This window comes from Serratia sp. CY47280 (genome assembly GCF_052168655.1).
In the GTDB taxonomy this organism is placed as follows: Bacteria; Pseudomonadota; Gammaproteobacteria; order Enterobacterales; family Enterobacteriaceae; genus Serratia; species Serratia bockelmannii.
Genome location: NZ_JBJNMG010000007.1, coordinates 105,121 through 118,928, shown reverse-complemented (window position 1 = coordinate 118,928; position 13,808 = coordinate 105,121). Strand labels below are relative to the sequence as shown.

Annotated in this window: 15 protein-coding genes; 14 read left to right on the top strand and 1 reads right to left on the bottom strand. The window is 59.0% G+C overall.

The features are described 5' to 3' along the window. The first annotated feature begins 54 nt into the window (after positions 1-54). The 11 genes from acuI (at position 55) to fis (ending at position 9,790) form a co-directional block, all read left to right on the top strand. A complete protein-coding gene (gene acuI, locus ACJ8J4_RS21310) occupies positions 55-1,032 on the top strand; it encodes an acrylyl-CoA reductase (NADPH) (protein WP_004936902.1) in 978 nt (325 codons plus the stop codon). 156 nt (positions 1,033-1,188) lie between these two features. After that, positions 1,189-2,190 (top strand): protein-methionine-sulfoxide reductase catalytic subunit MsrP, encoded by a 1,002-nt coding sequence (gene msrP, locus ACJ8J4_RS21305; protein ID WP_025304423.1) that lies wholly within the window; start codon positions 1,189-1,191, stop codon positions 2,188-2,190. Further along, the gene (gene msrQ, locus ACJ8J4_RS21300) at positions 2,191-2,790 is read left to right on the top strand and encodes a protein-methionine-sulfoxide reductase heme-binding subunit MsrQ (protein ID WP_016930241.1); all 600 of its coding nucleotides are present in this window, start codon (positions 2,191-2,193) and stop codon (positions 2,788-2,790) included. It abuts the gene before it with no gap. Positions 2,791-3,077: 287 nt separating this feature from the next. After that, positions 3,078-3,530 (top strand): type II 3-dehydroquinate dehydratase, encoded by a 453-nt coding sequence (aroQ, locus tag ACJ8J4_RS21295; protein WP_004936891.1) that lies wholly within the window; start codon positions 3,078-3,080, stop codon positions 3,528-3,530. Positions 3,531-3,562: 32 nt separating this feature from the next. After that, positions 3,563-4,030: an acetyl-CoA carboxylase biotin carboxyl carrier protein gene (accB, locus tag ACJ8J4_RS21290; RefSeq protein WP_004936889.1), complete on the top strand. Its 468-nt coding sequence runs from the start codon at positions 3,563-3,565 to the stop codon at positions 4,028-4,030. A gap of 12 nt (positions 4,031-4,042) precedes the next feature. Continuing rightward, positions 4,043-5,392 carry an acetyl-CoA carboxylase biotin carboxylase subunit gene (accC, locus tag ACJ8J4_RS21285; RefSeq protein ID WP_019453177.1) on the top strand — a complete coding sequence of 450 codons (1,350 nt, stop codon included), beginning with the start codon at positions 4,043-4,045 and terminating at the stop codon, positions 5,390-5,392. A 151-nt stretch (positions 5,393-5,543) separates the two neighbouring features. Next, entirely contained in the window at positions 5,544-5,786 is a 243-nt protein-coding gene (locus ACJ8J4_RS21280; protein WP_025304424.1) for a YhdT family protein, read from the top strand. After that, a complete protein-coding gene (panF, locus tag ACJ8J4_RS21275) occupies positions 5,776-7,221 on the top strand; it encodes a sodium/pantothenate symporter (RefSeq protein WP_197836077.1) in 1,446 nt (481 codons plus the stop codon). Before ACJ8J4_RS21280 ends, panF begins: the two co-directional genes overlap by 11 nt. An 11-nt stretch (positions 7,222-7,232) precedes the next feature. Beyond that, the gene (gene prmA, locus ACJ8J4_RS21270) at positions 7,233-8,114 is read left to right on the top strand and encodes a 50S ribosomal protein L11 methyltransferase (protein ID WP_049208300.1); all 882 of its coding nucleotides are present in this window, start codon (positions 7,233-7,235) and stop codon (positions 8,112-8,114) included. A 393-nt stretch (positions 8,115-8,507) separates the two neighbouring features. After that, positions 8,508-9,512 (top strand): tRNA dihydrouridine synthase DusB, encoded by a 1,005-nt coding sequence (gene dusB, locus ACJ8J4_RS21265; protein WP_025304426.1) that lies wholly within the window; start codon positions 8,508-8,510, stop codon positions 9,510-9,512. Further along, the gene (gene fis / locus ACJ8J4_RS21260; protein WP_000462905.1) at positions 9,494-9,790 is read left to right on the top strand and encodes a DNA-binding transcriptional regulator Fis; all 297 of its coding nucleotides are present in this window, start codon (positions 9,494-9,496) and stop codon (positions 9,788-9,790) included. Before dusB ends, fis begins: the two co-directional genes overlap by 19 nt. A gap of 453 nt (positions 9,791-10,243) precedes the next feature. On the opposite strand, the gene ACJ8J4_RS21255 is transcribed toward fis, so the two are convergent. Then, the gene (locus ACJ8J4_RS21255) at positions 10,244-10,585 is read right to left on the bottom strand and encodes a hypothetical protein (RefSeq protein ID WP_016930249.1); all 342 of its coding nucleotides are present in this window, start codon (positions 10,583-10,585) and stop codon (positions 10,244-10,246) included. A gap of 249 nt (positions 10,586-10,834) precedes the next feature. Between ACJ8J4_RS21255 and lpxO the strand changes: the two genes are divergently transcribed. The 3 genes from lpxO to ACJ8J4_RS21240 all read left to right on the top strand — a co-directional run bounded on the left by lpxO (position 10,835) and on the right by ACJ8J4_RS21240 (position 13,777). Beyond that, positions 10,835-11,740, top strand: coding sequence for a lipid A hydroxylase LpxO (lpxO, locus tag ACJ8J4_RS21250; RefSeq protein WP_025304427.1), 906 nt, complete (start codon positions 10,835-10,837; stop codon positions 11,738-11,740). Between the two features lie 303 nt (positions 11,741-12,043). Then, entirely contained in the window at positions 12,044-12,964 is a 921-nt protein-coding gene (gene lpxP, locus ACJ8J4_RS21245) for a kdo(2)-lipid IV(A) palmitoleoyltransferase (protein ID WP_016930250.1), read from the top strand. A gap of 114 nt (positions 12,965-13,078) precedes the next feature. Next, positions 13,079-13,777 (top strand): CTP synthase C-terminal region-related (seleno)protein, encoded by a 699-nt coding sequence (locus ACJ8J4_RS21240; RefSeq protein WP_169540440.1) that lies wholly within the window; start codon positions 13,079-13,081, stop codon positions 13,775-13,777. Positions 13,778-13,808 lie beyond the last annotated feature (31 nt).

The window sequence follows — 13,808 nt, the reverse complement described above, 5'->3', positions numbered from 1 at the left end:
AAATAAATGTGATTCAGCCATTGATAGAAAAGTGTAAACGAGAGGAAGAGTGACATGCGTGCACTGTTATTGGAACAACAAGACGACCAAACTCTGGCTCATATCAAAGATATCGGCAGCGATCGGTTGCCGGAAGGCGATGTCACCGTCGACATCAACTGGTCAAGCCTGAACTATAAAGATGCGCTGGCGATCACCGGCAAAGGCAAGATCGTGCGCAACTTCCCGATGGTGCCGGGCATCGACTTCGCCGGCACCGTGCGCCACAGCCGCGACGATCGCTTCAAAGAGGGGCAAAGCGTGGTGCTCACCGGTTGGGGCGTGGGCGAACACCATTGGGGCGGCCTGGCCGAGCAGGCGCGCGTCTCCGGTGAGTGGCTGGTGCCGCTGCCGAACGGCCTGGATGAGCGCAAGGCGATGATCATCGGCACCGCCGGCTTTACCGCCATGCTGTGCGTGATGGCGCTGGAAGAAGGCGGCGTACACCCGGACGACGGCGATATCCTGGTCACCGGCGCCAGCGGCGGCGTGGGCAGCACCGCCATCGCCCTGCTGGCGGCGCTGGGTTACCGGGTGACCGCCATCAGCGGCCGCGACAGCAATACCGAGTACCTGAAAGCACTCGGCGCCAAAGAGGTCATGTCGCGCGATGGCTATATCGACACGCCGCGTCCGCTGGAGAAACAGCTGTGGGCCGGCGCGGTGGACACCGTCGGCGACAAACTGCTGGCGCGGGTGCTGGCGCAGATGAACTATAACGGCACCGTCGCCGCCTGCGGCCTGGCGGGCGGTTATCAACTGCCGACCACCGTGATGCCGTTCATTCTGCGCAACGTGCGCCTGCAGGGCGTGGATTCGGTGCATACGCCGCTGCACCGCCGCCAAACCGCCTGGGAACGGCTGGCCGGCATTCTGCCGGACAGCTTCTATCAGCAGGCCACGCATGAAATCGCCCTCGAGCAGGCGCCGGCCACCGCCGCCGCGCTGCTGAACAACCAAATCACCGGCCGCACCCTGGTGAAAATCCGCTGACCTTCTCCCCCCGGCAACGGGGGGTTCGCCCGCATCTGCGAAATTTCATATTTTCCCGCGCCCCCTCGCTTCCGGCCGACTTTAGCGCCATGCTTATTTCATGAAGACCCGTCAGCCGCCCGCGGACGGCGGGCATCAGTCGCGGAGAGCATAAGCATGAACAAACACCCGAAATTAACCGAGGCCGACGTCACGCCGGAGAGCGTGTTCCACCAGCGGCGCAAGGTGCTGCAGGCGCTCGGCATCACCGCCGCCACGCTGGCGCTGCCTACCGGCGCGCAGGCGGACCTGCTGTCGTGGTTCAAGGGCAACGATCGCCCCAAGGCGCCGCCGGGCAAAGCGCTGGAATTCAGCAAACCGGCCGCCTGGCAGGCGCAGCTGGCAATGACGCCGGAAGACAAGGTCACCGGCTACAACAACTTCTATGAATTCGGCCTCGACAAAGCCGATCCGGCCGCCAACGCCGGCGGGCTCAAGACCGAAGGTTGGAAAGTGCGCATCGACGGCGAGGTGGCGAAGCCGATCACGCTGGACATCGACGATCTGATGAAGCGTTTCCCGCTGGAACAGCGCATTTACCGCATGCGCTGTGTCGAGGCCTGGTCGATGGTGGTGCCGTGGATCGGTTTCGAACTGGGCAAGCTGCTCAAGCTGGCCGAACCGAACAGCAACGCGCGCTACGTGGCCTTCCAGACGCTGTACGATCCGGAACAGATGCCCGGCCAGAAAGATCGCTTTATCGGCGGCGGCCTGAAATATCCCTATGTCGAAGGGCTGCGGTTGGACGAGGCGATGCATCCGCTGGCGCTGCTGACCGTCGGCGTGTACGGCAAAACCCTGCCGCCGCAAAACGGCGCGCCGCTGCGGCTGATCACGCCGTGGAAATACGGCTTCAAAGGCATCAAATCGATCGTGCATATCCGTTTGGTGCGCGATCAGCCGCCGACCACCTGGAACCAATCCGCGCCGAACGAGTACGGTTTTTACGCCAACGTGAATCCGCACGTCGATCATCCGCGCTGGTCGCAGGCCACCGAGCGCTTTATCGGCTCCGGCGGCATTCTCGACGTCAAACGGCAGCCGACGTTGCTGTTCAACGGCTATGCCGATCAGGTAGCGTCGCTGTATCGCGGCATGGATCTACGGGAGAATTTCTAAGTGCGCCTGACGCCTGTTCATATCAAATGGCTGAAAGCCGCCCTGCATCTGGCGGCGTTTTTGCCCTTTCTCTGGCTGGTGTTGGCGGTGGATCAGGGCTGGTTCAGCGCCGATCCGTCCAAGGACATTCAGCATTTTACCGGCAGGATGACGCTGAAACTGCTGCTGGCCACGCTGGCTATCGCCCCGCTGGCGCGCTACGCCCGGCAGCCGCTGCTGATCCGCTGCCGCCGCCTGGTCGGGCTGTGGTGCTTTGCCTGGGGCACGTTGCACCTGATAAGCTACTCTACGCTAGAACTGGGGCTGAGCAATCTCGGCCTGCTGGGCAGCGAGCTGGTGAACCGCCCGTATCTGACGCTCGGCATCCTCACCTGGTTGATCCTGCTGGCGCTGGCGGCCACCTCGACGCTGTGGGCGATGCGCAAACTGGGCGCCAAATGGCAAACGTTGCACAACTTCGTCTATCTGGCGGCGATCCTCGCGCCCATCCACTATCTGTGGTCGGTCAAAACGTTTTCCCCCCAGCCGTTCATTTACGCGCTGTTGGCGGTGGCGCTGTTGGGCCTGCGTTACAAGAAATTCCGCGCCTGGTGGCGCTGAATCGCGCGGCGGCGCGCGGGATTGCCGCTGAAAAACGCGCGCCGCCGGCGGGAACTTTTTCTGTGTTCCAGCGCTCATATTCCTGTCACGGATCCCCCAGTTCCTCGATTTGGGGTTGAATATCTTCGCTGATAAGACCAGTATTTAGCTGCGAATTGCTACGATATCGTTATAATGCCCGACCTTGTTTCTGTTCTCAGGGTGAATTTGCCCCTTAACAGGTGACAAATCGGTAACATCGGGTTATTTTCTACGATGATGGTTTTATTGCCGGAGATACCAGCACAATGGCGGATAAGTTTCACATTTTGCTTCTGAACGGCCCCAATCTCAATCTGCTGGGGACGCGTGAGCCGGAGAAGTACGGCAGCACGACGCTGACAGAGATTGTTAACGGATTGGAAAACCAGGCATCCGCATTGGATATTACCCTGAGCCATCTGCAATCCAACGCCGAGCATCAGCTGATCGATCGCATTCATCAGGCGCGCGGCAACACCGATTTCATTCTGATAAACCCGGCGGCGTTCACGCATACCAGCGTGGCGCTGCGCGATGCGTTGCTGGCGGTGCAGATCCCGTTCATCGAGATCCACCTGTCCAACGTGCACGCCCGCGAACCTTTCCGCCATCACTCTTATCTCTCAGACGTAGCGGTAGGCGTGATTTGCGGCCTCGGCGCGGATGGCTACGCTTTCGCTTTACAGGCAGCGGTTAACCGTCTGTCGAAAACCCACTAATTGCTCCACAAAAAGAGTACGGAATCACACTCATGGATATTCGTAAAATCAAGAAACTGATCGAACTGGTTGAAGAATCAGGTATTTCTGAACTGGAAATCTCTGAAGGCGAAGAATCGGTTCGCATCAGCCGTGCCGCACCGGCGCAGGCTTATCCCGTCATGCAGCAGGCCTACGCGATGCCGGCACAGCAGCAGCCAGCCCTGGCTACCGCCGTTGCCACCGCGCCTGCGGCAGAAACCCCTGCAGCACCGGCGGCCGTGAGTGGCCATGTCGTTCGTTCCCCAATGGTAGGCACCTTCTACCGCACCCCAAGCCCGGACGCGAAAGCCTTCGTGGAAGTGGGCCAGAAAGTGAACGCCGGCGATACCCTGTGCATCGTTGAAGCCATGAAAATGATGAACCAGATCGAAGCGGACAAGTCCGGCGTCGTGAAAGCCATCCTGGTGGAAAACGGCCAGCCGGTCGAATATGACGAGCCGCTGGTCGTCATCGAATAACGAGGCGCCCCCATGCTTGATAAAATTGTTATCGCCAACCGCGGCGAGATCGCGCTTCGCATACTGCGTGCCTGTAAAGAATTGGGCATCAAGACCGTTGCGGTTCACTCCGCGGCCGACCGCGATCTGAAACACGTTCTGCTGGCCGACGAGACCGTCTGCATCGGTCCTGCGCCATCGGTAAAAAGCTACCTGAACATCCCGGCCATCATCTCGGCGGCGGAAATCACCGGCGCCGTGGCGATCCACCCGGGCTACGGCTTCCTGTCGGAGAACGCCGACTTCGCCGAGCAGGTTGAACGCTCCGGCTTCATCTTCATCGGCCCGAGAGCCGAAACCATCCGCCTGATGGGCGACAAGGTTTCCGCGATCAACGCCATGAAAAAAGCCGGCGTGCCCTGCGTACCGGGCTCCGACGGCCCGCTGACCGACGACATGGATAAAAACCGTGCCTTCGCCAAGCGCATCGGTTATCCGGTGATCATCAAGGCCTCCGGCGGCGGCGGCGGTCGCGGCATGCGCGTCGTGCGCAGCGACAAAGACCTTGAGCAGTCCATCAACATGACGAAAGCGGAAGCCAAAGCGGCTTTCAACAACGACATGGTGTACATGGAAAAATACCTGGAGAATCCGCGCCACATCGAGATTCAGGTATTGGCCGACGGCCAGGGCAACGCCATCTATCTGGCCGAGCGCGACTGCTCCATGCAGCGCCGCCACCAGAAAGTGGTCGAAGAAGCGCCGGCGCCGGGCATCACCAGCGAAATGCGCCGCTACATCGGCGAGCGCTGCTCGAAAGCCTGTGTGGAAATCGGCTACCGCGGTGCGGGCACCTTCGAGTTCCTGTATGAAAACGGCGAGTTCTATTTCATCGAAATGAACACCCGTATTCAGGTAGAACACCCGGTTACCGAAATGATCACCGGCGTGGATCTGATCAAAGAGCAGCTGCGCATCGCTGCCGGTCAGCCGCTGTCGATCAAACAGGAAGAAGTGAAGATCCACGGCCACGCGGTAGAATGCCGCATCAACGCCGAAGATCCGAACACCTTCCTGCCGAGCCCGGGCAAGATCACCCGCTTCCACGCGCCAGGCGGTTTCGGCGTGCGTTGGGAATCTCATATCTACGCCGGTTATACCGTACCGCCGTACTATGACTCCATGATCGGCAAACTGATCACCTTCGGCGAAAACCGTGACGTGGCGATTGCCCGCATGAAAAACGCCTTGGCTGAACTGATCATCGACGGCATCAAAACCAACGTTGAGCTGCAGCAGAAGATCATGAACGACGAAAACTTCCAGCACGGTGGCACCAACATCCACTATCTGGAGAAGAAGCTGGGTCTGCAGGAAACCTAAGGCAGCCACGCAGCATCGTCTGACGAAAGGCCGGTTAATCACCGGCCTTTTTCTTTGGCGCTGCGCCAGTAACGGCTTGGCAAAACGCCGTCATGCCGTAAAATTCCCTACCTTTGATGAATCCATCACCGTAAACCTATGGGAGACACGGATGGACAAACGCTTTATTCAGGCGCACCGCGAAGCGCGCTGGGCGCTGGGGCTGACGCTGCTCTACCTCCTGGCCTGGGGGCTGGCGGCCTACCTGCCGGACAGCGCCATCGGCGTCACCGGCCTGCCGCACTGGTTCGAAATGGCCTGCCTGCTGGTCCCGCTGCTGTTCACCGGCCTGTGCTGGCTGATGGTGCGCACGGTGTTCCGCGACATTTCGCTGGAGGACAGCGATGCAAACTGAAGTGATCCTGCCGCTGGTCGCCTACCTGTTGCTGGTATTCGGCCTGTCGGTGTATGCCTACAGCCGCCGCCAGAGCGGGAATTTCCTCAGCGAATACTTTCTCGGCAACCGCTCGATGGGCGGCTTTGTGCTGGCGATGACCTTGACCGCCACCTACATCAGCGCCAGTTCGTTTATCGGCGGCCCCGGCGCCGCCTATAAATACGGCCTGGGCTGGGTGTTGCTGGCGATGATCCAGCTACCGGCGGTGTGGCTGTCGCTCGGCGTGCTGGGCAAGAAATTCGCCATCCTGGCGCGGCGCTACAACGCCATCACCCTCAATGACATGCTGTATGGCCGCTACCAAAGCCGCCTGCTGGTGTGGCTGGCCAGCCTCAGTCTGCTGGTGGCGTTCCTCGGCGCCATGACGGTGCAGTTTATCGGTGGCGCCCGCCTGCTGGAGACCGCCGCCGGCATTCCCTACGACACCGGCCTGCTGATCTTCGGCATCAGCATCGCGCTGTACACCGCCTTCGGCGGCTTCCGCGCCAGCGTGCTGAACGACGCCATGCAGGGGCTGGTGATGCTACTCGGCACCGTACTGCTGCTGGTGGCGGTGATCCACGCCGCCGGTGGGTTGCACAGCGCGGTGGACAAGCTGCAGCAGATCGATCCGGCGCTAGTGTCGCCGCAGGGCGGCGATCAAATCCTCAGCCTGCCGTTTATGGCGTCGTTCTGGATCCTGGTGTGCTTCGGGGTGATCGGCCTGCCGCACACCGCCGTGCGCTGCATCTCTTACAAAGACAGCAAGGCGGTGCATCGCGGCATTCTGCTCGGCACCGTGGTGGTGGCGGTGCTGATGTTCGGCATGCACCTGGCCGGCGCGCTCGGCCGCGCGGTCTTGCCGGACCTCAAGATCCCCGATCAGGTGATCCCGACGCTGATGATCACCGTGCTGCCGCCGTACGCCGCCGGGATCTTTTTGGCGGCGCCGATGGCGGCGATCATGTCGACCATCAACGCCCAGCTGCTGCAATCCTCCGCCACCATCATCAAGGATCTCTATCTGGGCGTACGCCCACAGCAGATCCACAACGAGCGGTTGATCAAGCGCTTCTCCAGCCTGACCACGCTGATCCTCGGTCTGCTGGTGCTGCTGGCGGCCTGGCGGCCGCCAGAGATGATCATCTGGCTCAACCTGCTGGCTTTCGGCGGGTTGGAGGCGGTCTTCCTGTGGCCGCTGGTGCTGGGCCTGTATTGGGAACGCGCCAATGCTCAGGGAGCGCTTAGCTCAATGGTGTCGGGTGCGGTATGCTATACGCTATTGGCCAGCTTCAACCTGCAACCGGCGGGGCTGCATCCTATCGTGCCTTCGCTGTTGCTCAGCCTGTTGGCGTTTTATCTCGGTAACGTCGTCGGCGAAAAGCGCCGGGCGGCGTCATCATTCCCCTCTTAAAGAGAATTGCTATGCCTTGGATCCAACTCAAACTGAACACCACCGGCAGCCAGGCGGAAGACCTGAGCGACGCGCTGGTGGAAAGCGGCGCCGTGTCGGTGACCTTCCAGGACACCCACGACAACCCGGTGTTCGAACCGCTGCCGGGTGAAACCCTGCTGTGGGGCGATACCGACGTGATCGGCCTGTACGACGCCGAAACCGATATGGCCGAGGTGGTGGCGATGCTGGAACAGCACCCGCTGCTGGGCACCGGTTTCCGCCACAAGATAGAACAGCTGGAAGACAAGGACTGGGAGCGCGAGTGGATGGACAACTTCCACCCGATGCGCTTCGGTGAGCGCTTGTGGATCTGCCCGAGCTGGCGCGACGTTCCCGATCCCGACGCGGTTAACGTGATGCTCGATCCGGGCCTGGCGTTCGGCACCGGCACCCACCCGACCACCGCGCTGTGTCTGCAGTGGCTGGACGGCCTCGATTTGGCGGGCAAAACCGTCATCGACTTCGGCTGCGGTTCCGGCATCCTGGCAATCGCCGCGCTGAAGCTGGGTGCGGCGCGCGCTATCGGCATCGACATCGATCCCCAGGCCATTCAGGCCAGCCGCGATAACGCACAGCGTAACGGCGTTTCAGAGCGTCTGGAGCTGTATCTGCCGAAAGACCAGCCGGCGGACCTGCTGGCGGACGTGGTGGTCGCCAACATCCTCGCCGGCCCGCTGCGCGAGCTGGCGCCGCTGATTGGTTGCCTGCCGAAGGCCGGCGGTCATCTGGGGCTGTCCGGCGTGCTGGCCAGCCAGGCGAGCAGCGTAGCGGAAGCCTACGAAGAGAAGTTCACGCTCGATCCGGTCGCCGAGCGCGAAGAGTGGTGCCGTATCACCGGCCGCCGCAAGTAAGCGTCACGGTCTATTGCCCCCTCATCCACCGACCCTGCGCCGGTGGATTTTTTTTGTCCGGCGATCGCCAGACGGACGAGACAAAATTTTATGCAATTTTTTGCCGTTCAACGACGGATCGCCCTGACAATGCGCCTTCCAGGCAGGCTATACCAGCAAAAATAGCGGGCGAATGCAGATAATATTCTGCACAAAGGCGAATATTTTGCCGCACACAAAATAAGCACTTTTCGTCAACTCATTGTAAAATATATATAATATTTTTATGAATCGCCGCGTAGCGCATTTTTCGCCCTAATACAGGGCCAATTGGTTAAAGTTTGGCCTTTCATCTCGACGCAAAAATGCGTAATATACGCGCCCTTGCGGACACAGTATGGTCACTCTTTGTCTATGCGCATTGGACACCACCAGCTTACTAATTGCCTGATTGCGGCCCCGATGGCCGGTATTACAGATCGCCCGTTCAGAACCCTCTGTCATGCAATGGGTGCTGGGATGGCTGTATCCGAAATGCTCTCCTCCAACCCGGAGGTGTGGCGGACGGATAAGTCGCGTCTGCGTATGGTGCATAGCGATGAACCAGGGATCCGCTCCGTGCAGATTGCCGGATGCGATCCTGATGATATGGCCGCCGCCGCGCGTATCAACGTGGCCAGCGGCGCGCAGATCATCGACATCAATATGGGATGCCCGGCCAAAAAAGTGAACCGGAAGCTTGCCGGGTCCGCTTTGTTGCAGTACCCGGATCTGGTTAAACGGATCCTCCACGCGGTGGTTGACGCAGTGGATGTGCCGGTAACGCTGAAGATTCGCACCGGCTGGGCGCCAGAGCATCGTAACTGTGTAGAGATTGCCCAACTGGCCGAAGACTGTGGTATTCAGGCCCTGACGATTCACGGCCGAACCCGCGCCTGTCTGTTTAACGGCAACGCGGAATACGACAGCATTCGGGCAGTTAAGCAGAGTGTTTCCATTCCGATTATCGCGAATGGGGATATTACTGACCCGCATAAAGCCAGAGCAGTGCTCGACTACACCGGGGCCGATGCCCTGATGATAGGCCGCGCTGCTCAGGGGAGACCCTGGATCTTCCGGGAAATCCAGCATTATCTGGACACTGGGGAGTTGCTGCCGCCGCTGCCGCTTGGCGAGGTGAAGCGCTTGTTGATTGGGCACATTCGGGAATTGCACGGCTTTTATGGCCAAGGCAAGGGATTCCGGATTGCTCGTAAGCACGTGTCCTGGTATCTCCAGGAACACGCTCCGAATGACCAGTTTCGGCGCACATTCAACGCCATAGAGGATGCCAGCGAACAGCTGGAGGCGTTGGAGGCATATTTCGAAAATCTTAGCGTAAAAAAAGAGCTGACAGAACTATGTTCGAACAACGCGTAAATTCTGACGTACTGACCGTTTCTACCGTTAACTCACAAGATCAGGTGACTCAAAAGCCTCTGCGTGACTCGGTTAAACAAGCACTGAAGAACTATTTTGCTCAACTGAACGGTCAAGACGTAAATGACCTGTATGAGCTGGTACTGGCTGAAGTTGAACAGCCACTGTTGGACATGGTGATGCAATACACCCGTGGCAACCAAACCCGCGCAGCCCTGATGATGGGCATCAACCGCGGCACGCTGCGCAAGAAGCTGAAAAAATACGGCATGAACTGATACTAGTCAGTTAACGTGTTGAAAAGGCGCTTTATCTCATTTGATAAGCGCCTTTTTCTTTGTCTGATTTATGCCTACATTGGCGGGGCTTTGCGCGGAATGCGCTTATCAATATATCCGGCAATGAAATAGCAAATACCCGCCACGGCCGCGACCATCACGGAGCGCTTCCACCCGTCCAACTCCACACCCAGGCTATCCAGCCCGCTCAACACCCCAAACACCAGCAGACCCAAGATAACCGATGCTCTGCCTGTCCAGGTTGGTGAGGGTGTCAATAAACGCCTTACCCAGTGGGATCTCATAGAGCTTCCTCCTTGCTTACGATTGAGTCGCCAATCGATGAAGAATACTCTCACGTTTTACTCGGGGCGACAAAGCGGGGGCATAGGTTCTGGTTTGCGGGCAATAAAAAAGGCCGCAACGCGGCCCTTGGGGTAAAAAGCGGAGACCTTATTCGGTCGCTTTGTTCTTGAGGCTTTCCGCCCCTTGCTTGGTCTTGTCCCAAGCCTTCTCCGTACCCTGTTTGGTGGAGTGCCAGGCCTTTTGCGAGCCTTCGCTCACTTTGCTGCCGACGCTGTCGCTCTTGCCTTCGGCGGCGTGCTTGGCTTTCAGCTTCAGCTCTTCACCCTTGTCCTGAGACTGGTGCAGCTTTTCTTTGGCGGTATCCGCCCCTTTATGCGCCTCAGCGACGACCTCGTTGCTGGCGTGAGCGGCGGTGTCGGTCGCAGTTTCAGCAGCGAACACCGGGGAAGCGAGCAGCAGTGCAGACAAGGCAATGATTGATTTCTTCATAAGTCCCTCTTTTCTCAGATACGTGCCATTCGTCATGAAACAAGATGGCATGAAATGCCCCTTGAACGATTTAAGAATAGGACTAAAACCAAAAAAATCGATACAAAATTTTATTACCAACGGTTTTATTGATTTTTTATGCCACCAAGCAGTATGAGCGGGGGAAAGCGCACGAAAAAGTTAAATTTTTCCTGTCACAAAACTATAATTTGTACGAATTTTTAACAAGCACCAACAGGGATGGATTCTATGGTTGCCGCGATCATTATCGGCATTTTTATCATCAGCTTCCTCTACGCACACTCCCGCGGCAAAGAGAAACAAAAGCTTACCCGCCAACTGTTCGATCACTCCACCTTTATGGGGCCGATCAACATGTTTATGACCGGCTTCTCCCGTTTGCCCGCCAAACAGCCCTATTTCGACGAAAAAGGCTTCCCGGAGCTGCAGACGCTGACCGACAACTGGCAGGTGATCCGCGAGGAAGCGGTGCGCTTGCAGGATCACATCAAAAAGGCGCAGTCGCACAACGACGCCGGATTCAACACCTTCTTCAAGCGCGGCTGGAAACGTTTTTATCTGAAGTGGTACAGCGACAGCCACCCTTCGGCGCAAACGCTGTGCCCGAAAACCGTCGAGCTGCTCAACCGCATCCCGTCGGTCAAGGCCGCGATGTTCGCCGAGCTGCCGCCCGGCAGCCATTTAGGTAAACACCGCGATCCTTACGCCGGCTCGGTGCGCTACCATCTGGGGCTGATGACGCCCAACGACGATCGCTGCTTCATCGAGGTCGATGGCGAGCAGCACAGTTGGCGTGACGGCGAGGCGGTGATCTTTGATGAAACCTACGTGCACTGGGCGCAGAACGCCACCGATCAGACGCGCATCATTCTGTTTTGCGACGTCGAACGGCCGATGAAATGGCGCTGGGCGCAGGCGGTCAACCACTGGGTCGGCGCCACGCTGATGTCGGCAGCCAGCTCGCCGAACGACGATCAGGACCGCACCGGCGGCATCAACCGCATCTTCAAGTACGTCAACGCAGTGCGCGATGCCGGCCAACGCCTGAAAGCGCGCAACCGCCGTGGTTACTACCTGCTGAAGTGGCTGGTGATCGTCGCTATTTTCGCCGCCATCATCCTCCCCAGCCTGTAAACCGTCGCCAATCGTCAACACAGGGGCAACGCGAATGAGAATATTCGCATGCCCCTCTTCCGCCACACCCCGTACCCTGTGTTAACATACACGTTCCTAGAGCCGCCTCCGCTGGCCAACAGCTATCCCTCCGAAGCCTGATAGCAGCGCAAACCGCCCTTCGAATGTAAATGTTTAGTCAATTATGGAATTCCGACTAAACCCTGGCCGTACCTGGGTGTCTGAGTAGTCGTATCGCTATCGAGTGGAACCTTTATATGCGTTACAGCTTGCTGCCCCTTTTAACGTATAAAAAGAGTTTCTATGAAATCAGCCAAAGCATTTCAACTGGCCTTGCTGCACCCGCGCTACTGGTTAACCTGGTTCGGCCTCGCCCTGCTGTTCCTGCTGGTCCAGCTCCCCTACCCGTTGCTCAATCGGCTGGGAGTGTGGATGGGGCGTACCTCGATGCGATTTCTCAAACGCCGCGTCACCATCACTCGTCGCAACCTCGAGCTGTGTTTCCCCGAGATGGACGAAGCGCAGCGCGAGCGCAAGGTGGTGGGCAACTTCGAATCGCTCGGCATGGGCCTGTTGGAAACCGGCATGGCCTGGTTCTGGTCGGATAAACGCGTCAAACGTTGGTTCAACGTCTCCGGCATCAACCACCTCAAAATGGCGCAGCGCGACGATCGCGGCGTGCTGGTGATCGGCGTGCACTTCATGTCGCTGGAGCTGGGCGGCCGGGCAATGGGCCTGTGCCAGCCGATGATGGCGATGTACCGTCCGCACAACAATAAAGCGATGGAGTGGGCGCAGACCAAAGGCCGCATGCGTTCCAACAAGGCGATGATCGACCGCAAAGATCTGCGTGGCATGGTGCACGCGCTCAAGCGCGGCGAGGCGGTATGGTTCGCGCCGGATCAGGACTACGGCCCGCGCGGCAGCGTATTCGCCCCGCTGTTCGCCGTCGATCAGGCCGCTACCACCAGCGGCACCTTTATGCTGGCGCGCATGGCCAACCCGGCGCTGGTGCCGGTAGTGCTGATCCGCCGCGAAGGCGGCCGCGGCTACGACCTGCTGATCCAGCCGGCCCTGGAAGACTATCCACTCAGCGACGAACAGGCGGCGGCGGCTTACATGAACAAAGTGATCGAGAAAGAGATCATGCGAGCGCCGGAGCAATACATGTGGCTGCACCGCCGTTTCAAAACCCGACCGGCTGGTGCGCCCTCGCTGTACTGACCTTTTTTTTCAGCCCGGCCAATGCCGGGCTTTTTTGTGCGCCACCTTTAAAAAAACGGCGGCTCGACACTCTACTTTCCTGTAATCTCCTTCTTTACCCGCACAGGAACGGAAATGATGAAAGCTCAAGTTCGCATTGCTCTGGTCGGTGATTACAACCCGCAAGCCGTGGCCCATCAGGCCATCCCCGTGGCGCTCCAGCTCACCGCCGCCCATCTCGATATTGACGTGCAGCCCCAGTGGCTACCGACCGAAACCTTGATCTCCCCCGAAACGCTGCAAAATTTCGACGCCATCTGGGTGGTGCCAGGCAGCCCGTATCGTTACGACGACGGCGCCTTTATGGCGATCCGTCATGCGCGGGAAAACGACGTGCCGTTCCTCGGCTCCTGCGGTGGTTTTCAATACGCCATCGTCGAATACGCCCGCAACGTGATGGGCTGGCACGACGCCGGCCATGCGGAAACCGACAGCGGTGGCCGGCTGGTGATCGCCCCGCTGAGTTGCTCGCTGGTGGAAAAAACCGGCGACATCGTTTTTCAGCCCGACACCCGCGTCGCACAGGCCTACGGCAGCCTGAACACCCATGAAGGCTACCACTGCAACTTCGGCGTGAATCCGGAATTCGTCGCCGATCTTGAGCGCTTCCCGCTGATCATCAGCGGCCACGACAGCGAAGGCGACGTGCGCGCCATCGAACTGCCGGGCCGGCGTTTTTACGTCGCCACGCTGTTCCAGTCGGAACGCGCCGCGCTGCGCGGCGAGCTTTCACCGCTGGTGGTGGAACTCGTCAAAACAGCCGCCAACGGGTAAAAAAAAGCCCTCCTGCGAGGGCTTCATTGAC